Below are 18,611 nucleotides of genomic sequence, written 5' to 3'. Positions count from 1 at the left end.
ACCCCCATGCCCTTCTCTTCAGAGCCGGGCTGCAGTCGTCATCCAGCCGGTGATTCTGGTGCGGGCATAAACTATTATGCCAGCACGCTGTTCACACCGTCTTGTACATATAGGTGGTCGCATGCAGCGCCCTGCCGTCGGGGTCGCGGGCAAAGCCGGGGATCACGCCGGCAGTCTCGAAGCCCGCCGCCCGGTAAAGCGGCTCGGCCTTGTCGCCGGTTCGGGTGTCGAGTGTCACCAGCGTCTTGCCCGCCGCGCGTGCCTCGTCGACGACAGCACGCATCAGCGCCCGGCCAACGCCCTTGCGCCGGGCCTGCGGGCTGACCATCATCTTGGCCACCTCGCAGCGGTGCGGCTGGTTCGGCGGCAACGCCAGGATCAGTTGCACCGACCCCACCGTCTGGCCATCCAGATGGGCGATCAGCAGCTTGCGGCGGCCGGCGCGGACCTCCGGAAAAACCTGTCCGGCCAGGAATGCCAGAGCGTCGGCTGCGGAGAACGGCTGCATGAACCCGATCGCTGCCCCGTCTTCCACGGTCTGCGCCATGATCCCGGCCAGTCTGTCGGCATGCGCGTCCAGCTCATCGGCCGCCAGGCTCTGAATGCTGATACTGGTCATACCCACCTCACACGAGAAAGATCATGTAGCTTGCCGGGTCGACACCGGTCTGGAACCGGGAAGGACCGAACAGCTGGTAGCGCAGGCAGTCACCGCTCTCGAGTTGATGCGGCTCGTCGCCGAGCGTCACGCTCAGCGACCCCGACAGCATCACCAGATGGTGCTCATGCCCCGGCACCGAGGGCGCTGCGTAGGAGATTATCTGGTAGGGCGAGAGCGTACAGCGCACCACCTCGGCAGTCAGGCCGCCACTTGGCGGCGATATGATGGTGCGGGCAAACCCATTCTCGGCATCGCTCCACTGGCTCTGGTCGGCGCGCCGGACAATGGCTGCGAACCCCGCCTCGATCGGCGCCAGCACTTGCGAGATGGTCATCTGGTAGGCCGTCGACAGGCTGCCCAGGGTTTCGGCAGTGGGGCTGACGTCGCCGTTTTCGATCCGCGACAGCGTCGAGCGGCTGACCGCAGCCCTGTCTGCGAGCTCCTGCAGCGACCAGCCGTGCGCCATCCGCACCTGCCTGAGCCGCTCCGCCAACCTGTCATTGAGTGAAGACACAGCTTAATCCCGAATACAAGAGAAAATCTTGAATATGGGATATTGGGTTTTTACATGGTCGTCAAGCTGCGGCGGGAGTGCTCTCTCCCGCTGCCTTCCGCGAGTCCACGCCTGGAATTGCGTCTGTCCGTGTCACGTTCCAGCCCGCCCCTAGGGTCTGAGCGTGCTCTGCCGCTCCACCACCTCGAAGCCGAGATCGACCACCGGCTCTGCCGGCTCGCTTGCGTCGAGCGCCGCAGCCAGCATCCGCATGGCGCGCTCGCCCATCTCGTAGCGATGGGTGCGCACGCTCGAGATTGCCGGATGCGCTGCGGCCATCATCTCCAGATCGTTGAAGCCGCAAATGCCGATCTTGCCCGGCACGGCGATGCCACGGCGCTGGCACTCAAACAGTGCGCCCAGCGCCAGGTCGTCATTGTTGCACAGGATCGCGTCGGTCTCCGGCGCCCGCGACAAAAGATCCGCCATCAGCAGGCCCCCCAGCGTCACGGTAGAGGCTTGCGGGGTGGTGACGATGCGGCGGTCCTCAAGCAGCCCCGCAGCCGCGGCTACGTCGCGAAACCCGGCAAGCCGCCGTTGCGTGCGCGGATCAAGCCTAGCGCCCAGAAATCCCGGCCGGGTGTAGCCCATCGCGAGCAGATGCCGGGTTGCCGCGCGCGCGGCTTCGAGATGGGAGAAGCCAATCATCATGTCGAGCGGCTGGTCCGATATCTCCATGATCTGCACAATGCGGCAGGGCGAGGTCCTGAGCAGCGCCCGGGTTTCGTCCGACTGGTCGATGCCCGATATGATCAGCCCGGCCGGACGCTGGCTCAGGAAGGTTTTCACCAACCGCTCTTCCTCCAGCGGCGAGTAGCGCGAATTGCCCAGCTGCACCTGCCAGCGGCTGTCCTCCGCCGCCGCGTAGACGCCGCGCATGACATCGGCAAACACGTTGTTGGTGACCGATGGCACAATCACCCCGATCACATTGGTCCGCCCCGCCGCCAGCGCCTGCGCCGCCGGATCCGGCAAATAGCCAAGCCGCGCGATCACCGCCCGGATACGGCTCAACGACTTGACCGAGACCCGCTCCGGTTCACGCAAGGCGCGCGACACAGTCATAGCGCTAACACCGGCTTCACGCGCAACATCGGCAATGGTAATCGAGATATTTCGTTTGTTTTTCAAGGGTCTGTCTAATTTTTGTTGCAGTGGGAAAAGTTTAGCACGTTTGCTTAGGTTGACAAATGTTAGCGCTACCAGTAGAGCGGAGACAAGGAGGAGGATGCTGATGGACGGTCAGAGCAAGGCCAGGGTCTTGATTGCGATGGGGGTCTGCGGCGCTGGAAAATCTGCGCTGGCCCGCACCTTGGCCGCACGTCTGGGTCTGGCCCTGGTCGATGCCGATGATCACCATTCCGAAGAGGCCCGCGCCGCCATGTCGCGCGGCGAGGCGCTGAGCGACGCCGAACGGCTGCCCTGGCTCGACCGCGTCGGAGTGGCAGCGGCAGCCGCGGCGCAAGCTTCGGGCGGTGTGGTCATCGCCTGTTCGGCGCTGCGCCGGATCTACCGCGACCGTCTGCGCGGCCATTTGCCGTCAGCTTGCTTCATTCATCTGAGCGGCGCCCGCGACCTGATCGCCGGCCGGCTGAAATCCCGCCGCGATCATTTCGTCGGCGTGGGCCTGCTTGACAGCCAGCTGGCGACGCTCGAACCGCTTGGCCACGACGAAAGCGGCATCGTCGTTGATGTCACGGCCTCACTTGATTTGCTTTCCGAAGCGGTGCTTCGCAAGATGGGGGATGCGGCTGCCGTATCTCTCGAAACCGGTCCGGTTCCCGATAGGCTCGAGACCCGGCAAAACTGAAACGCATACCCGGGAGGTATTTGCTATGTTGAAATCCCTGACCACACTCGCCCTGGCTTCGGTCATCGGCGCCGCGCTTGGCGCCTCTGCGCTGGCGCAGGAAATGACGCTGAAATTCCAGTCCTCCGATCCGGCCGGCAACCCCAATTTCGTGCTGCAGCAGGGCTGGGCCGACAGCATCAAGGAAAAGACCGGCGGCAAGCTGGCCATCGAACTGTTGCCGGTGGAATCCATCGTCGCCCACAACGAGACCCAGGACGCCATTGCCGGCGGCATTCTTGACGGGCACATCACCGACACGTCCTATTTCTCCGGCAAGGATCCGGCTTTCGGCCTGGTCGCCAACCCGGTCGGCGCCTGGTCGGCACCGCAGGAAATGTTTGACTTCATGGCCAAGGGCGGCGGCAAGGAGCTGATGAACGAACTGGTTGAGCCCTACGGCCTGCACTTCATCGGCGCCACCACGCCGGGCCTTGAAGCCTTTGTCTCGAAAGTGCCGCTCGATGGTGTCGCTGACCTCAAGGGCCTCAAGCTGCGTGCGCCCGAAGGCCTGGTCCAGCAGGTGTTTGCCGCAGCCGGCGCAGCCCCGGTCAATCTGCCCGGGTCGGAAGTCTTCACCTCGCTCGACAAGGGTGTCATCGATGCCGCCGACTACACGGTCTATTCGACCAACAAGGCACAAGGCATGCACGATGTGGCGATGCACCCGGTCTATCCCGGTTTCCACTCCATGCCGCTGGTCGAGATCTCGATGAACAAGGCCAAGTGGGATGCGCTCGACGACGCCACCAAAACCATCCTTGAGCAAAGCGTCGCTGAGTTTGCCCAGAGCCAGGTGGCAGCCCTTGCCGCACAGGATCTCGCAGCCGTCGAGGAAGACAAGGCTGGCGGCAAGGTCACTGTGCATGACTGGTCGGCCGAGGAGCGTGCCAAGTTCCGCACCATCGCCATGGGTGAATGGGCCAAGGTCGCCGAGCGCTCCGACAACGCCAAGAAGGTGTACGAAGTGCTGACCACCTATCTCAAGGACGCCGGCCTGATGCAGTAGACCGCTCGTCCGGCACTTGACAGATCAACCCCTGCCGGGCGGTTCGCCGCCCGGCAACTTTGGAGGAGGATGACATGACCGACGATCCGACAGCACCGGCTCTCGAGGAGGCCGAGGGCTCGACCGGCGGCCCGATTGCCGAAGCCGGCGCCCTCGGCCGTCTCGTCGACCGCACCGGGCTGGTGTTCGCTGCGGGTATTGTCGCTTCCGTGGCCATTCTCATCAACGAAGTGGTGCTGCGCTACGTCTTCAACGCGCCCACCATCTGGGCGCATGAGACCACCATCTTCCTCTGCGGCATCGCTTTTATCTATGGCGGACTCTATTGCTCGGCCCACGACAAGCACATCCGCGTGGTGCTGATCTATGACGCCGTGCCGCGGCGCGTCCGCCGCGTCTTCGATATCGTCATCTCGCTGATTTGCGCAGCAGCCAGCGCCATGTTTGCCTGGGCCGCCTGGATCATGGTCCAGCGTGCAGCCTTCCGGCCCGATGGTTCGTTCCGGCTTGAACGCTCCGGCAGCGCCTGGGACCCGGTCTATCCGGGACTGCTCAAGGTGTTCATGCTGGTCGTGCTGGCGGTGATGGCCGTCCAGTTCGTCATTCTCGCAGTCAACTATGCCCGGGGTAAGCGCTGATGGAAATCTTCGGTTCGCTGCAGTCGCTCGGCATCGAGGGCGGCACCTTTGTCATGTTCGCCATGCTGCTGGCGCTGCTGGTCTCGGGCATTCCGCTCGCCTATGTCACCTTGCTTGTGGCGCTCATCTTCGCGCTCGGCTGGTTCGGGCCGATGGTGGTGCCGCTGATCACCAGCCGGGTCTATTCGTTCGTCTCGTCCTTCGTTTTCGTCTCGGTGCCGATGTTTGTGCTGATGGCGGCAATTCTCGACCGTTCCGGCATTGCCCGAGACCTGTTTGACGCGATGAAGCTGCTGGCCGGGCGTCTGCGCGGCGGCGTCGCCGTCCAGACCATCGCCGTTGCCGTCATCCTGGCGGCAATGAGCGGCATCATCGGCGGCGAGATCGTGCTGTTGGGTCTTGTCGCCCTGCCGCAGATGCTGCGGCTGGGCTATGACAAGCATCTGGCCATCGGCGTGGTCTGCGCCGGCGGCGCGCTCGGCACCATGGTGCCACCCTCGATCGTGCTGATCATCTATGGCCTCACCGCCAATGTCTCGGTCGGCGACCTGTTCACCGCCGCCTTCCTGCCGGGCCTGATGCTGGCCTCTTTTTATGTCGTCTATGTTCTGATCCGCGCCCATCTCAATCCGGCCATCGCTCCGGTACAGGAAGGCCCGCCGGTCGCCATGGCTGAAAAAATCAGGCTGCTCAAGGGTCTGATCCTGCCGCTTATGGTGGTCACCGGCGTCCTGGGGTCGATCTATGCCGGCATTGCCAGCGTCACCGAAGCCTCCGCTGTCGGCGTTGCGGGCGTCATGCTCTCGACCATCGTCCGCGGCGAATTCACGCTGTCGCTGCTCAAGGGCGCCGCCCTTCAGACCCTCCGCACCGTCGGCATGATCGTCTGGATCGGCATCGGCGCCAGCGCGCTGGTCGGCGTCTTCAATCTGATGGGGGGCATCAAGTTCGTCTCCGATCTGATCACCGGCATGTCCGACAACCCGACCATCATCCTGTTGTTCATGATGCTGATTCTGTTCATCCTCGGCATGTTTCTCGATTGGGTCGGCATCGCACTGCTGACCATGCCGATCTTCGTGCCGATCATCACAAGTCTCGGCTATGATCCGGTCTGGTTCGGCGTCTTGTTCTGCATGAACATGCAGGTCTCGTTCCTGTCGCCGCCCTTCGGCCCGGCCGCCTTCTACCTCAAGAGCGTCGCCCCGCCCGACATCTCGCTTGCCACCATCTTCCGTGCGCTGGTGCCCTTCATCGGCATGCAGATTCTCGCTCTTGCCATGCTGATCCTGTTTCCGGCGATAGCCTGGCACTGATGCACGGCGCTGCCGGCGTGACAGGCATCAGCCGATACGAATATCGGCGGAAAACACCGTGCCGCCATCAAAGGCGTAGCTATGCGATCCACCAAGCTGCATCACCATGCCTTTGATGATCTTGGTGCCCATCCCGGGGCGATTGTGCGCGGGATCAAATCCGGGACCGTTGTCCGCAATGACCAGTTTCGCCATGTCACCCGGCAAGTGTTTGAGACTGATGGAGATCGACACATCGGGCTTGGCCGGGTCCGCATATTTCAGCGCGTTGGTGACGACCTCATTGATCAGCAGCGCCAGGGGCGTTGCCCGCTCGTGATTGATCAACAGCGGGTCTATGTCCAGGGTCAACTTGGCAAACGAGCCATAGGCCTGAACCAGCGTTTGCGCGATTGAAGCTATGAAGGCCGGCGCGTCAAGCGCCGCATAGGCATCGCGGTTGTACATGTGCTCATGCACGGTGGACATCGCCGCAAACCGCAACTGTATATCGGTTTTCACGGTTTCGGGCAGATTCTGCATTCTCACAAGCGATTGCATCGACTGCATATTGTTTTTCACGCGGTGGTGGATCTCGCGAAACAGCATCGTGTTTGTGGCCAGAGCCGCTCGCAGCTCTTCGTGACGGCGACCATCTTTCTGCAACAGCCGTATGATCCAGATCGCGCTGAGTGCCAGTCCGATAATGGTCGGAATGACGAACACCAGAAAGACCCAGACACGGTGCCAGAACCGCCCGATCACTTCGGCCGTCCCCACTGACGCCAAGGCGATAAGGTCAGTGCCCGGGACGGATTGATAGCTTACTATTCTTTTCACGCCGTCCAACGGTGACTTGTTGGTGTAGATACCAAAATCCGATCTGGGCAGCAGTTCGGTAAAAAGCACGTATTGGCTCAGGTCCAGCGGAGCGTCAGCCGGGGGGTAACGGGCCACAAGCATGCCGTCCGATCGAACGATGCTGATGGTTGAGTCTGTCCCCAGATCCAGCGAGTCGAGCAAGTCTTTCAACAGAGCCGCATCGAAGGAAATGATTGCCACGCCGATGAACACGCCCTTTCGCTCGAGCCGCCGGCTGAACGCGAAGATCTCACTGCCATCAAGCCGGCTGATGAGGAGCGACGAGGTGAAGAACGGTTTGCCCGCCGCCGGATCGGAGAAATACTCCCGGTCGCGAATGTCGAGGTCCACGAAGTTTGGGTCTGTCGTGTAGAGGGTGTGTCCATCGGCGGCGACAATGTAGGCCTTGGCGCTTGCAGGAAGTCCTTCAAGAGCATCTCTGACGCCGCTTAAGGTCGACCCATCATTGGGCTGAACACCTGGTCCGAGAGCCGAGTCCATTCGTCGCAACGCTTGCGCAGCTACCTCGACGATCCATCCGGCATGGATTTTCACCGCCTTTGCCGCTGCTATTGCGGACATTTCGGCGCGCTCTTCCGCATCATCAAAACCCTGGTAGACCAGAGAGCCGACGATCGCGGAATAAATCAGCAAGGTTGCGATGATAAAGGTGATCGCCGCGCGCGCCGATCTTGCAATCGCTTTAGTGACCATTGAGCGTTCCCCAAAAGCAGCCCGACCGCCATGCTTAACGTGATCGCATTTTTTTCTGGCCATAGGCATCAAGCGCGCTTGCCTTAACAACAAGGCGGTGCAGCTGCGCCGAAGTGAAACGGAATGGCGGGGCTTTGGTTCCAATGATCTCGGCAAATTAACTGCCGTGCCGGCCCTGATATGCTCCTGTCCGTGTCGGTGTTGGCGCGCGGCGGAAGCGAGCGACAGCCTATTTGCCGTCGATCTCGGGGGTCGCCGCCGGACCGCCATTCAGGTCGGCAATCAGCGCTTCCATCTCGGCGATTTCCAGGCGCTGCGCCTCGATGATGTCATCGGCCAGCTTGCGCACCCTGGGGTCGGAGATGGCGGCCCGCGAGCTGGTCAGGATGGCGATCGAATGGTGGGGAATCATCGCCTTCATCCAGGCTTCATCCCCCACCGTGTCCTGACTGCGAACCAGATAGAGCGACCCGGCAAACACCAGCCCGGCGAACGTGAAGATGGCGATGTTGCCACCTTTGCTGGAATACATGCCGAGCATGAACGCCAGCATGACGACAGCCATTGCCGCCCCCATATACAGCGCCATCCACATCCGTGTCTGGCTGAACCAGACATGGCTCGCCGCATAGGTGTTGAGATACATCAGCGCGAACATCACGACCGTCGAGGTGATGATCATCGCGGCAAAGCGGGCATAGGATCCGCGCATAGGGTCCTCCATCAGCGTTGAGTGGCCAACGCCGAAAAGGACCGAATGTTCCGGATCTGCGTTCACACGGCTGGTGTGCCGCGCGGATCGCTTAGCCGCCTCAGGCCGCCTTGGTGACGTGATACTCCTTGATCGCCACCATATCGATCATCTTCCAGCGCTCCGCCTCGTAGTTGAGCGAGAACTGGTCGGACGCCAGAAACACCGGATCGCCGTCAAGATCGCGGGCGATGTCACCGCGATGGCTGGTGATGAAGCGTTCGAGATCGTTTTTATCGCCCGCCGAGATCCAGCGGCAGATCGAAAACCGCGCCATTTCGAAGCTCACCGGCAGCCCGTATTCGCCCGACAGCCGCTCCTTCAGCACGTCGAGCTGCAACGCACCGACCACGCCGACAATCGCTGGCGACCCATCCTCGGGCGAGAACAGTTGCACCACGCCTTCCTCGGCCATCTGCTGCAACGCTTCCTTGAGCTTTTTCGCCTTCATCGCATCCTCGAGCCGCACCCGGCGCAGGATCTCCGGTGCGAAATTCGGCACCCCCTGGAACACCAGCGCTTCGCCTTCGGTCAGCGTGTCGCCAATTCTCAGCGTGCCGTGGTTGGGGATGCCGACAACGTCGCCGGCGTAAGCGGTGTCGGCGATCTGCCGCTGCGAGGCGAAGAAGAACTGCGGCGCCGACAGGCTCAGCGGCTTGCCGGTGCGCGCCAGCCGCGCCTTCATGCCACGCTCGAGCTTGCCCGAGCAGACCCGCACAAAGGCGATACGGTCGCGGTGATTGGGGTCCATGTTGGCCTGGATCTTGAACACGAAAGCGGACATCTTCGGGTCGGTGGCTTCCACCGTGCGGGTATCGGCCACTTGCGCGCGGGGTGGCGGCGCCAGTTCTCCCAGCGCATTGATCAGGTCGCGCACGCCAAAGGCCTTCAGCGCCGAGCCGAAATAGACCGGTGTCAGATGGCCCTCGCGAAAGGCCTCCAGATCAAACGGCCGGCAGGCTTCCGCCGCCAGGCTCGTCTCCTCGATGAAGGTGGCGCGCTCGTTTTCCGGGAGCAGCCCGGCAACCTTGTCCGAGTCCGGCCCGCTGACCGGCGTCAGTTCGGTTTCCTTGTCGGATTTACGGATCGCCGATTTGCTCAGATGATAGGTGCCGGAGAATGATCGCCCCTGGCCGATCGGCCAGGTCATTGGCGCTGTGTCGAGTGCAAGCTTCTGCTCGACCTCGTCGAGAATCTCGAACGGATTGCGCGCCTCGCGGTCCATCTTGTTGATGAAGGTGAGGATCGGAATGTCGCGCAGCCGGCAGACCTCGAACAGCTTCAGCGTTCTGGGCTCGATGCCCTTGGCGGCATCGATCACCATCACCGCCGCGTCGACCGCTGTCAGCGTCCGGTAGGTATCGTCGGCAAAATCTTCATGGCCGGGCGTATCGAGCAGGTTGAAGACGTGGTTGTCATACTCGAAGGTCATCACCGAGGTGACCACCGAGATGCCGCGCTCGCGCTCGATCTTCATCCAGTCGGACCGGGTCTGGATGCGGTCCTTCTTGGCCTTGACCTCACCGGCCAGCTGGATTGCGCCGCCGAACAGCAAAAGCTTTTCGGTCAGCGTCGTCTTGCCGGCGTCCGGGTGAGAGATGATGGCAAACGTGCGGCGGCGGCCGGCTTCCTCGGCAAGTGTATCGGGCATCGAACGACAATTCCTGTTGATTGCGCTGCGTTCTAGCCGCTTGCTGCCCGCCATGCAATTGACCTTCGTCTGCCAAGGGTAAAAGCTTGCCCCATGATCCAGCCTGTTCATCAGTCCCCGCCCGCCCCAAAACTCGGAATTCTGCGCCTGCCGCACGGCGATGGCCTCGACCTGCCGGCCTATGAAACAGCAGGCTCCGCCGGCATGGATCTGCGCGCGGCGGTGGCCCGGGACAGGCCGTTGGAAATAGCCCCGGGCGGCCGCTTGGCGGTGCCAACAGGCCTGATCATGGAAATCCCCGCTGGCTTTGAAGGCCAGGTCCGGCCGCGCTCGGGGCTGGCGCTCAAATCCGGCATCACCTGCCTCAATGCGCCCGGCACCATCGACAGCGATTACCGCGGCGAGGTCAAGGTCATCCTCGCCAATCTCGGGACCGAAACCTTCACCGTCAGCCGCGGCATGCGCATCGCGCAACTTGTCATCGCGCCCGTGGTGCAGGCCCGAATCCACCTTCGCGAGGCTGTGAGCGAGACCGAACGCGGCGCCGGCGGCTTCGGTTCGACAGGGGCGCAATGAGCGGCCCGCTGACCGTCATCGACATGCACACCGGCGGCGAGCCGCTCCGCATCGTCACCAGTGGGTATCCGGATCTGCCAAAAGGCACCATCCTCGAAAAACGTAGCTTCGTCCGCGACAATCTCGATCATCTCAGGCAGATTCTGATGTTCGAGCCGCGCGGCCATGCCGACATGTATGGCGCGCTGCTGGTCGAGCCGGACCTGCCCGGCGCCGATCTGGCGGTGCTGTTCATGCACAATGAGGGCTATTCCACCATGTGCGGTCACGCCATCGTCGCGCTCGGCCGCTATGCTGTGGATCAGGGCCTGGTGCCGGCGGGCGAAACCATGGCCACGGTCACCATCGAATGCCCCTGTGGCCTGGTCCGCGCCGACGTGGTCATGCGTGACGGCAAGGCCGCCGAGGTCAGCTTCGAAAGTGTGCCGTCTTTCCTGTTCGCTCGTGACAGGGTGCTCACCCTTGGCAAGTGGGGCAAGATCAGCTTCGACATCGCCTATGGCGGCGCCTTTTATGCTCTCGCCGACGCCCGTCAGTTCGGACTCAAATTCGGTCGCGATCCGGTCGCAGCCTTCGTCGATGCCGCCGATGCGCTGACCAGGGCGGCCCAGCCGGCAGTTCCGCTCAGCCATCCCGACGCCGATGATCTGGCCTTTCTCTATGGCACGATACTGACCGATGGCCGCGACGCCTGGTCGGATCAGCCGACCCGAAATGTCTGTGTTTTCGCCGAGCGCCAGGTCGACCGCTCGCCCACGGGGTCAGGCGTCACCGCGCGGCTGGCTGCGATGCAGGCCCGCGGTCAGATTGCGACGGGGCAGACGCGGGTCTTCGAAAGCATCATCGGCAGCCGGTTTTCAGGCGCGGTCGCCTCGGTAACTACGTCCGGGCCGCATCAGGCAATCACCGCGCGGGTCTCCGGCCGGGCGTTCTATTCCGGCAAGGCTGAATTCCTCATCGAGCAGGACGATCCCCTGGCTGGCGGATTTCTCGTCCGCTGAGCCTGTCAGGGGGAAGTGAACAGAATTTCCACACTTTGATCCGGCAGGAGAATAATTTTGCATCTGCGCTCATTGCCGCTCAGTGCAATGGCTGGCCTGTCTGGCATGCCGCGTCTACAGTCGCCGCAATCAACAAGGAGTTCTGTGATGTCCCAACATTCAGCTGACACGCCCGGCCGCGGCCGCATCTACAACTCGATCATCGACACGGTTGGGGACACCCCGATCGTCCGACTTGGCAAGCTGGCTGATGCAGACGGGGTCAAGGCTGAACTTCTGGCCAAGCTCGAGTTCTTCAATCCGATAGGCTCGGTCAAGGACCGCATTGGCGTCGCCATGATCGAAGCGCTGGAAGCCGAAGGCCGGATTACGCCGGGCAAGACGGTGCTGATCGAGCCGACATCGGGCAACACCGGCATCGCGCTGGCCTTCGCCGCGGCCGCCAAGGGCTACCGGCTGATCCTGACCATGCCCGAAACCATGTCGGTGGAGCGCCGCAAGATGCTGGCGCTTCTCGGCGCCGAACTGGTGCTGACCGAAGGCCCCAAAGGCATGAAGGGCGCCATCGCCAAGGCCGAGGAACTGCTCAATCAGATCCCGGATTCGGTGATGCCGCAACAGTTCGAAAATCCGGCCAATCCCGAGATCCACCGCACCACCACGGCTGAGGAGATCTGGAACGACACCAAGGGCGGCATCGACATCCTGGTTTCCGGCATCGGCACCGGCGGAACCATCACCGGTGCTGGCCAGGTGCTGAAAAAGCGCAAGCCAGGGGTTCAGGTCATCGCCGTCGAACCGGCCGACTCGCCGGTTCTGTCCGGCGGCAACCCCGGACCGCACAAGATTCAGGGAATCGGCGCAGGCTTCGCGCCCGGTGTGCTCGACACCGGGATTTATGACGAGGTCGCCCAGGTGACCAATGACGAGGCCTTCGAGATGGCCCGCCGGGTGGCGCGGCTTGAAGGTCTGCCGGTGGGCATTTCCTCAGGTGCCGCGCTCGTCGCCGCGGTTCGCATCGGCCAGCGTCCGGAAAACGCCGGCAAGCAGATTGTCGTCATCATCCCGTCGTTTGCCGAACGCTACCTGTCGACGGCGCTGTTTGACGGGTTGGGCGAATAGCCGTCAGTCAGCACTGCATCTGTCTGGATTGCCCAGTTCCCCGACGGGTTGGCTCGCAAGGCATGCCAAAGCATGACTGCCGTACCCGAAGTATGGCAAGTGGCACTCCCACCGGAGGTTGAGCAGGCTGCTGCGCCGGACCCGAGGGGTGCCCCACAGAGAAGCGCAGATCACGCCGCTTGCGACAGCCGTTCCGCCGCGACCCGGTAGGAGATCGCCTCGGCGAGGTGAATCCGGCCGATCGTGTCGATTCCGTCCAGATCGGCGAGCGTGCGCGCCACCTTGAGAATGCGGTGATAGGCCCGGGCCGAAAACCGCATTTTCTCCGCCGCATCACTGAGCAGCGCCCGCCCGCCGGCATCGGGCTGGGCCACGGTCTCGAGCAGCGCGGTCGAGCATTGCGAATTGGTGCGGATGTCGGGTCGTCCCAGTTCGCCGTAGCGGGCCTGTTGCATCGTGCGCGCCCTGGACACGCGGGCGGCGACATCGGCGCTTGGCTCACCCGGCTGCGGCTTGATCAGGTCCTGCGCGGTGACCGCCGGCACATCGATGCGGATGTCGATCCGGTCCATCAGCGGCCCGGAGATGCGGCCCTGATAATCGCTCTGGCAGCGCGGGCCGCGGGCGCAGGAATGCCCCGGCTCGCCGGCCATGCCGCAGCGGCAGGGGTTCATTGCCGCAATCAACTGGATGTTGGCGGGATAGCTGACCCGGTGATTGGCCCGGGCAATCACGCTCTCGCCATTCTCCAATGGCTGCCGCAGCGAATCGAGCACCTGCGGGGTGAATTCGGGAAACTCGTCAAGAAACAGGATGCCGTTGTGGGCCAGCGAAACCTCGCCCGGCCGGGCCCGCAAGCCGCCGCCGACCATCGCCGCCATCGAGGCCGAATGATGCGGCGCGCGGAACGGCCGCCGGTCCGACAGCTTGCCTCCGGCCAATTGTCCTGCGATCGAGTGGATCATCGACACTTCGAGGAGTTCGGGCGCCGATAACGGCGGCAGGATCGACGGCAACCGGGCAGCGAGCATTGATTTGCCCGATCCCGGTGGTCCCACCATCAGCAGATTATGACCGCCTGCGGCCGCCACTTCGAGTGCCCGTTTGGCGGTTTCCTGTCCCCTTATATCCGACAGATCCGGCATGTTGGCGGCTGCCGCCCGCATCGCCGCTACCGGGCGGGAGAGAACCTGCGTGCCGCGGAAATGATTGGCCATGGCAATCAGCGAGCGCGGCGCCAGGATTTCGATTTCCTCGCCGGCCCAGGCCGCCTCCGGTCCGCTGTCTGCCGGGCAGATCAGGCCCTTGCCGAGAGCATTGGCGCCGATGGCTGCGGGCAGGGCGCCGGCCACGCTGGCGATGGTGCCGTCAAGCGACAGCTCGCCCAAGACCACGTAGCCAGTGAGCGCATCGCCCGGAATGGCGCCAAGGGCCGCCATCAGCCCCAGCGCGATCGGCAAGTCGAAATGCGAGCCCTCCTTGGGCAGATCCGCCGGCGCCAGATTGACGGTGACTTTCTTGGCCGGCAGCGCCAGACCCGAGGCATGCAGCGCCGCCTGCACCCGCTCGCGGCTTTCGGCCACCGCCTTGTCCGGCAATCCGACGATGTGCATGCCCACCTTGCCCGGCGCCACCATCACCTGCACATCCACCGGTACAGCCTCGATGCCCTGGAACGAAACCGTGCTGACCCGTGCAACCATGCGCCTGCCCCTTGCCATGCGCAGGGCAAGCGTCGAAATTGCCTGTCCTGCGCGATCCAGGCAGAACTCAAGCATGTTTTATGGAATAAAACAAGAACAAGACGGCAACAAACACACCACTAAGATGTAACCGGTTGAGTCAGGTTGTGTTTTCTGCATTGCCAGACGGCGCCGGCAGGCCGTGGCTTCCCGCTACAATGCCGCTCGGCATGAGCTCTTGCTGCTGTCAGCGCTTGGAGTCCACCGCATCCCAGAACAGCGCCGCCACATCCGGCCCGCCGAATTTCCTGATCTCGCGCAAGCCGGTGGGCGAGGTGACGTTGATCTCGGTCATCAGGTCGCCGATGATGTCGATGCCGACCAGAATGAAGCCACGCTCCTTCAGGGACGGCCCGATCCGGGCGCAGATTTCCTGCTCGCGGGCAGTCAGTTCGCTCCGCTCGGCGCGGCCGCCGGCATGCATGTTGGAGCGTGAATCATGTTCTGCCGGCACCCGGTTGATGGCGCCCACCGGCTCGCCGTCAATCAGGATGATGCGCTTGTCGCCGGCCCTGACCGAGGACAGATATTCCTGCGCGATGAACGGCTCGCGGTACATCTGGGCGAACATTTCCAGAAGCGACCCCATATTGCGGTCATCGGGCCTGAGATGGAACACTCCGGCGCCGCCATTGCCGTAGAGCGGCTTGAGGATCATGTCTCCGACTTCCGCGCGAAACGCGGCGATCGCCGCCGGATCGCGGGAAATCAGGGTTTTCGGCATCAAGTCGGGAAATTCGGTGACGAAGATCTTTTCCGGCGAATTGCGCACCCAGGCCGGATCATTGACCACCAGCGTCTTCGGGTGAACCCGCTCCAACAGATGCGTCGAGGTGATATAGGCCATGTCGAAGGGCGGATCCTGCCTGAGCAGAACCACATCCATATCGGCCAGGTTGATCTTTTCTTGCGGGCCAAGCTCGAAATGATCACCTTCGACATCACGCAGGATCATCGGTTCGGCCACCGCCTCGATCTTGCCGTCGCGCATCGACAACTGCTCCGGCGTGTAATGAAACAGTTGGTAGCCGCGCGCCTGGGCTTCCAGCGACATGGCGAAGGTCGAATCGCCGGCAATGCTGATTGATCTCACATGGTCCATCTGGACCGCGACATTCCGGATCTTGCTCATGGGTCTGGTGTCTCCGCCGTTCGATATCTCCCACATAGGGCGGCGGCGGGGGCAATTGCAACGGGGAAGGGGGAGGGTTTGGCGAGAATGAGTGGAGTGTCACCCTCGGGCAAGGCGAGCATGGGACGATTTGCACTTGCAGACACTGCGCTCTGGTGCGGGCAGGCACCGGTTCGGGTCACGGCGGGTGGCGACATTATCGTCACTTTAACCCTTTGATTTTCTCTTCGTGACATGACCAAACCATTTCCTGTCGTTCAGGTCTTCCCAACGGGAACCTGAGCGCTCCTGAACCCCCGATGCCGGGGCCGCAGCCAACGCGCGAAAGGGCCTGACGATGACGACACCTGCCATGGACAAGATCATTGCGCTTCGACATTGGCTTCATGCTCATCCGGAAGTGTCGCGCCAGGAGGTTGAGACCGCAAAATACCTGCGTCTTTTCCTGCAGGAGCACGCGACGCCTGACGAATTCCTGCCTTTGCACGGTGCCGGGTTTGCGGCCATCTATGCCGGACGGGAGGCGGGCAAGACGGTCTTGATCCGCGCCGAACTGGACGCCTTGCCGATCCACGAGATCAATCTCGACCTGCCGTATCGGTCTATCCATGACGGCGTCGGCCATAAATGCGGGCATGACGGGCATATGGCCATTGTCGCTGGGCTGGCGCAGGCGCTCGCTGCGCAAAGGCCTGAAAAAGGGCGCGTCGCCTTGTTGTTTCAGCCTGATGAGGAAACCGGTTCGGGAGCGAGAAACTGTTGCCATCACCCCAACTATGCCAAAATTGCCCCTGATTATGCTTTTGCGTTGCACAACCTTCCCGGCTTTGCTGCGGGTCAGATCATCTGTCGCACCGGAACCTTTGCCTCGGCGGTGAAATATGCCGCCGTCCGGCTTGCAGGCAAGGAAGCGCACAGCGCCCAGCCGGAAACCGGGGCCAGCCCCTCCTTTGCTATGGCCCGGATCACGCTGATGGCGCAGGAGCTGCAGCAAGAGTTTGAAACCCCGTCAGAGTATGCGTTGATTGTTCCGGTCTACAGCCAGATGGGCGTACAGGCCTCTGGCGTTTGCCCGGGTGCAGGCGAGGTTCACGTCACGTTGCGGTCTGGGCGAGGCGAAGCGCTCGACGCCATGTGGCAGGCGTTTTCAGACCGCGCCACGCACATTGCGCACAAAAGCGGCCTTGAGATAAGGTTCGAGACGCGCGAGGAGTATACCGAAACCCGTAACAATGCCGAGGCGGTCGAGATGATTGTTGACGCAGCCGACGCCTTGGGTCTGAGCCTGGTGATACCCGAACATCCGTTTCGCTGGGGGGAGGATTACGGGGAAATTGCAGGCCGTTGCAAAGGCGCCATGTTTGGTCTTGGCGCCGGGCTCGACCGTCCGGCGCTGCACAATCCGGATTACGACTTTCCCGATGCCATAATCGAGCCCGGTATCGCCATGTTCAGGCGGCTTGTCGAGCGGGCCCTCGGGTAAATCGGCTGTGGCTCGATCTGGGTAAACGAGGATGAGGCCTGGCAGGGATTGCACCGGGTCGAACAGCCCGCTCCGGCACAAGCGCCGCATCATCAGCCGCTGTCTTAAAACGCATCCTCGAGATGCACCGGCCACGACCAGGGGCTGACCACGACGATATCGCAGCGCCAGGACAGCTGCGCCGAATCCGGTTGGCGGCTGATAAACAGGGCCCCGGCGGCGTGAATCCGCCGCTGCGCCGCATAGCTTACGGAATCGACGCCCGACGCCAGATCGCGCCGCGCCTTGACCTCGACAAAGGCGATCAGGTCGCCCTTTCGCGCAACCAGGTCAATTTCGCCTACCGAAGTGCGGTAGCGCAGGTTCATGATCCGGTAGCCCTTGAGCTGCAGGGAAAGGGCGGCAAACAATTCGGCGCGCCGGCCCTTGCGCTCGGAGCGCCGTTTTCGAGCAAGCTTGCCGCCCGACCTCACGCCTCGCCTTTCGACTGCGGAGCTTGTGCAGCGCGGTCTTTCATGGCGAGCAGCCGCTGATACAGATCCTTGCGCACAAGCCCGGTCAGCCGCGCCGCTTCGGTGGCAGCCTTGCCGGCAGGAAGCTCGGCTGCGAGCTTCGCCAGCAGCGCATCGACATCGTCTTGCGATGGCAGCGGCGTCGTGCCGGGGCCGATCACCAGCACGATCTCGCCGCGCACATTCTCGCCCTGATACTGAGCGGCAAGCTCGCCCAGCGTGCCGCGCCGCACCTCCTCATAAGCCTTGGTCAGTTCGCGGCAGACAGCAGCCGGTCGCTCCGTGCCAAGCACGTCGGAGGCGGCCTTGAGGCTGGCGGCCAGCCGGTTCGGGCTTTCGAAGAACATCAGCGTGGCTTCGGTCGTGGCGAAGCCGGCAAATCGGTCGCGCCGCGCCTTGTCCTTGGACGGCAGGAAGCCGGCAAACAGAAATGCGTCACTGGGCAGACCCGAAGCCACCAGTGCGGCCATCGGCGCCGAGGCGCCGGGGACAGGAACCACCGGCACGCCCGCCTCGATCGCGGTTTGCGACAGCCGGTAGCCCGGGTCGGAGATCAGCGGCGTGCCGGCGTCGGAAATCAGCGCCACGCTTTTTCCCGCCGTCAGGGCCGCCATCAGCTTCGGGCCGACACGCTCGGCATTGTGCTCGTGATAGGCGTAGGGCCGTGTGATGATGCCGTAGCGGTCAAGCAGCACCCGGCTGACGCGGGTGTCTTCGCAGGCGATGATATCGGCGCCGCCAAGCGTTTCAAGGCCGCGCAGGGTCATGTCGCTTAAGTTGCCGATCGGCGTGGAGACCAGATAAAGCCCCGGCGTCACCGGCCGTGCGTTGATCTCGTGCGTGCCGATGCGGAACGATCGCGCCGGCTGCTCGGCCGCAGGCGGGGTCCCGGATCCGGCATCGCCGGAAGCTCTTGATGTCTTGCGCGTCATTTTCGCTCCGCTGCGGTCATGGGCATGACCCGCCTCCATCAGGTTTTCCGTATCAGGCGGGTTTAGCAGAGTTTGGCGCAGAAGCGACCCGCGCCGAGTTTTGCTTGTCCGGGAACGCTTGCCAGGGGG

At 63.0% G+C, this 18,611-nt stretch carries 18 protein-coding genes; 8 read left to right on the top strand and 10 right to left on the bottom strand.

Features of this window, described 5'->3' with window-relative positions; all coding sequences use genetic code 11:
• Positions 1–91: 91 nt before the first annotated feature.
• The 3 genes from PZ897_RS09225 to PZ897_RS09215 form a co-directional block, all read right to left on the bottom strand.
• The gene (locus PZ897_RS09225; RefSeq protein WP_275751880.1) at positions 92–619 is read right to left on the bottom strand and encodes a GNAT family N-acetyltransferase; all 528 of its coding nucleotides are present in this window, start codon (positions 617–619) and stop codon (positions 92–94) included.
• Positions 620–626: 7 nt separating this feature from the next.
• On the bottom strand, positions 627–1,175 hold the full coding sequence (locus PZ897_RS09220) for an XRE family transcriptional regulator (RefSeq protein WP_275751879.1): 549 nt from the start codon (positions 1,173–1,175) through the stop codon (positions 627–629).
• Positions 1,176–1,325: 150 nt separating this feature from the next.
• Positions 1,326–2,345 carry a LacI family DNA-binding transcriptional regulator gene (locus tag PZ897_RS09215; protein WP_275751878.1) on the bottom strand — a complete coding sequence of 340 codons (1,020 nt, stop codon included), beginning with the start codon at positions 2,343–2,345 and terminating at the stop codon, positions 1,326–1,328.
• A gap of 103 nt (positions 2,346–2,448) precedes the next feature.
• Here PZ897_RS09215 and PZ897_RS09210 point away from each other — a divergent pair, with 103 nt between their 5' ends.
• From PZ897_RS09210 to PZ897_RS09195, 4 genes are all read left to right on the top strand, one after another.
• The gene (locus tag PZ897_RS09210) at positions 2,449–3,024 is read left to right on the top strand and encodes a gluconokinase, GntK/IdnK-type (protein WP_275751876.1); all 576 of its coding nucleotides are present in this window, start codon (positions 2,449–2,451) and stop codon (positions 3,022–3,024) included.
• A gap of 25 nt (positions 3,025–3,049) precedes the next feature.
• Complete coding sequence (locus PZ897_RS09205; protein WP_275751875.1) at positions 3,050–4,072, top strand: TRAP transporter substrate-binding protein; 1,023 nt, start codon at positions 3,050–3,052, stop codon at positions 4,070–4,072.
• A 74-nt stretch (positions 4,073–4,146) separates the two neighbouring features.
• The gene (locus PZ897_RS09200) at positions 4,147–4,710 is read left to right on the top strand and encodes a TRAP transporter small permease (RefSeq protein ID WP_275751873.1); all 564 of its coding nucleotides are present in this window, start codon (positions 4,147–4,149) and stop codon (positions 4,708–4,710) included.
• On the top strand, positions 4,710–6,026 hold the full coding sequence (locus PZ897_RS09195) for a TRAP transporter large permease subunit (RefSeq protein WP_275751871.1): 1,317 nt from the start codon (positions 4,710–4,712) through the stop codon (positions 6,024–6,026). Before PZ897_RS09200 ends, PZ897_RS09195 begins: the two co-directional genes overlap by 1 nt.
• Positions 6,027–6,053: 27 nt before the next feature.
• Here PZ897_RS09195 and PZ897_RS09190 read toward each other — a convergent pair whose 3' ends face one another.
• The 3 genes from PZ897_RS09190 to PZ897_RS09180 form a co-directional block, all read right to left on the bottom strand.
• A complete protein-coding gene (locus PZ897_RS09190; RefSeq protein WP_275751869.1) occupies positions 6,054–7,850 on the bottom strand; it encodes a cache domain-containing protein in 1,797 nt (598 codons plus the stop codon).
• Positions 7,810–8,292 (bottom strand): DUF305 domain-containing protein, encoded by a 483-nt coding sequence (locus PZ897_RS09185; RefSeq protein WP_275751866.1) that lies wholly within the window; start codon positions 8,290–8,292, stop codon positions 7,810–7,812. Before PZ897_RS09185 ends, PZ897_RS09190 begins: the two co-directional genes overlap by 41 nt.
• A gap of 100 nt (positions 8,293–8,392) precedes the next feature.
• On the bottom strand, positions 8,393–9,982 hold the full coding sequence (locus PZ897_RS09180) for a peptide chain release factor 3 (protein ID WP_275751864.1): 1,590 nt from the start codon (positions 9,980–9,982) through the stop codon (positions 8,393–8,395).
• Positions 9,983–10,075: 93 nt separating this feature from the next.
• Here PZ897_RS09180 and dut point away from each other — a divergent pair, with 93 nt between their 5' ends.
• From dut to cysK, 3 genes are all read left to right on the top strand, one after another.
• On the top strand, positions 10,076–10,558 hold the full coding sequence (gene dut / locus PZ897_RS09175) for a dUTP diphosphatase (protein WP_275751863.1): 483 nt from the start codon (positions 10,076–10,078) through the stop codon (positions 10,556–10,558).
• Entirely contained in the window at positions 10,555–11,559 is a 1,005-nt protein-coding gene (locus PZ897_RS09170) for a proline racemase family protein (protein WP_275751861.1), read from the top strand. The genes dut and PZ897_RS09170 overlap by 4 nt, the downstream gene beginning before the upstream one ends.
• A 147-nt stretch (positions 11,560–11,706) precedes the next feature.
• Positions 11,707–12,681, top strand: a complete 975-nt coding sequence (gene cysK, locus PZ897_RS09165; RefSeq protein ID WP_275751860.1) for a cysteine synthase A — start codon at positions 11,707–11,709, stop codon at positions 12,679–12,681.
• Positions 12,682–12,851: 170 nt separating this feature from the next.
• On the opposite strand, the gene PZ897_RS09160 is transcribed toward cysK, so the two are convergent.
• The gene (locus tag PZ897_RS09160) at positions 12,852–14,384 is read right to left on the bottom strand and encodes a YifB family Mg chelatase-like AAA ATPase (protein WP_275751858.1); all 1,533 of its coding nucleotides are present in this window, start codon (positions 14,382–14,384) and stop codon (positions 12,852–12,854) included.
• Positions 14,385–14,610: 226 nt separating this feature from the next.
• Positions 14,611–15,555, bottom strand: a complete 945-nt coding sequence (gshB, locus tag PZ897_RS09155) for a glutathione synthase (RefSeq protein ID WP_275751856.1) — start codon at positions 15,553–15,555, stop codon at positions 14,611–14,613.
• Between the two features lie 337 nt (positions 15,556–15,892).
• Here gshB and PZ897_RS09150 point away from each other — a divergent pair, with 337 nt between their 5' ends.
• Positions 15,893–17,038, top strand: coding sequence for an amidohydrolase (locus tag PZ897_RS09150; RefSeq protein ID WP_275751854.1), 1,146 nt, complete (start codon positions 15,893–15,895; stop codon positions 17,036–17,038).
• 104 nt (positions 17,039–17,142) lie between these two features.
• Here PZ897_RS09150 and PZ897_RS09145 read toward each other — a convergent pair whose 3' ends face one another.
• Entirely contained in the window at positions 17,143–17,511 is a 369-nt protein-coding gene (locus PZ897_RS09145; RefSeq protein ID WP_275751853.1) for a YraN family protein, read from the bottom strand.
• Positions 17,508–18,482 carry a 16S rRNA (cytidine(1402)-2'-O)-methyltransferase gene (gene rsmI / locus PZ897_RS09140; protein WP_275751852.1) on the bottom strand — a complete coding sequence of 325 codons (975 nt, stop codon included), beginning with the start codon at positions 18,480–18,482 and terminating at the stop codon, positions 17,508–17,510. Before rsmI ends, PZ897_RS09145 begins: the two co-directional genes overlap by 4 nt.
• Between the last annotated feature and the right edge of the window lie 129 nt (positions 18,483–18,611).

The organism is Hoeflea sp. YIM 152468, assembly GCF_029210485.1.
GTDB lineage: Bacteria > Pseudomonadota > Alphaproteobacteria > Rhizobiales > Rhizobiaceae > Hoeflea.
The sequence above is the reverse complement of the archived record's forward strand: the minus strand, read 5'-3'. Positions and strand labels throughout refer to the sequence as shown.

What these genes read in the sequence shown, in the direction of transcription:
- PZ897_RS09170 (WP_275751861.1), top strand. Translation starts at nt 10,555, where the DNA reads ATGAGCGGCCCGCTGACCGTCATCGACATGCACACCGGCGGCGAGCCG.
- PZ897_RS09180 (WP_275751864.1), bottom strand. Translation starts at nt 9,982, where the DNA reads ATGCCCGATACACTTGCCGAGGAAGCCGGCCGCCGCCGCACGTTTGCC.
- PZ897_RS09210 (WP_275751876.1), top strand. Translation starts at nt 2,449, where the DNA reads ATGGACGGTCAGAGCAAGGCCAGGGTCTTGATTGCGATGGGGGTCTGC.
- PZ897_RS09160 (WP_275751858.1), bottom strand. Translation starts at nt 14,384, where the DNA reads ATGGTTGCACGGGTCAGCACGGTTTCGTTCCAGGGCATCGAGGCTGTA.
- PZ897_RS09205 (WP_275751875.1), top strand. Translation starts at nt 3,050, where the DNA reads ATGTTGAAATCCCTGACCACACTCGCCCTGGCTTCGGTCATCGGCGCC.
- PZ897_RS09200 (WP_275751873.1), top strand. Translation starts at nt 4,147, where the DNA reads ATGACCGACGATCCGACAGCACCGGCTCTCGAGGAGGCCGAGGGCTCG.
- PZ897_RS09225 (WP_275751880.1), bottom strand. Translation starts at nt 619, where the DNA reads ATGACCAGTATCAGCATTCAGAGCCTGGCGGCCGATGAGCTGGACGCG.
- gshB (WP_275751856.1), bottom strand. Translation starts at nt 15,555, where the DNA reads ATGAGCAAGATCCGGAATGTCGCGGTCCAGATGGACCATGTGAGATCA.
- PZ897_RS09150 (WP_275751854.1), top strand. Translation starts at nt 15,893, where the DNA reads ATGACGACACCTGCCATGGACAAGATCATTGCGCTTCGACATTGGCTT.
- rsmI (WP_275751852.1), bottom strand. Translation starts at nt 18,482, where the DNA reads ATGACGCGCAAGACATCAAGAGCTTCCGGCGATGCCGGATCCGGGACC.
- PZ897_RS09195 (WP_275751871.1), top strand. Translation starts at nt 4,710, where the DNA reads ATGGAAATCTTCGGTTCGCTGCAGTCGCTCGGCATCGAGGGCGGCACC.
- PZ897_RS09190 (WP_275751869.1), bottom strand. Translation starts at nt 7,850, where the DNA reads ATGGCGGTCCGGCGGCGACCCCCGAGATCGACGGCAAATAGGCTGTCG.
- PZ897_RS09185 (WP_275751866.1), bottom strand. Translation starts at nt 8,292, where the DNA reads ATGCGCGGATCCTATGCCCGCTTTGCCGCGATGATCATCACCTCGACG.
- cysK (WP_275751860.1), top strand. Translation starts at nt 11,707, where the DNA reads ATGTCCCAACATTCAGCTGACACGCCCGGCCGCGGCCGCATCTACAAC.
- dut (WP_275751863.1), top strand. Translation starts at nt 10,076, where the DNA reads ATGATCCAGCCTGTTCATCAGTCCCCGCCCGCCCCAAAACTCGGAATT.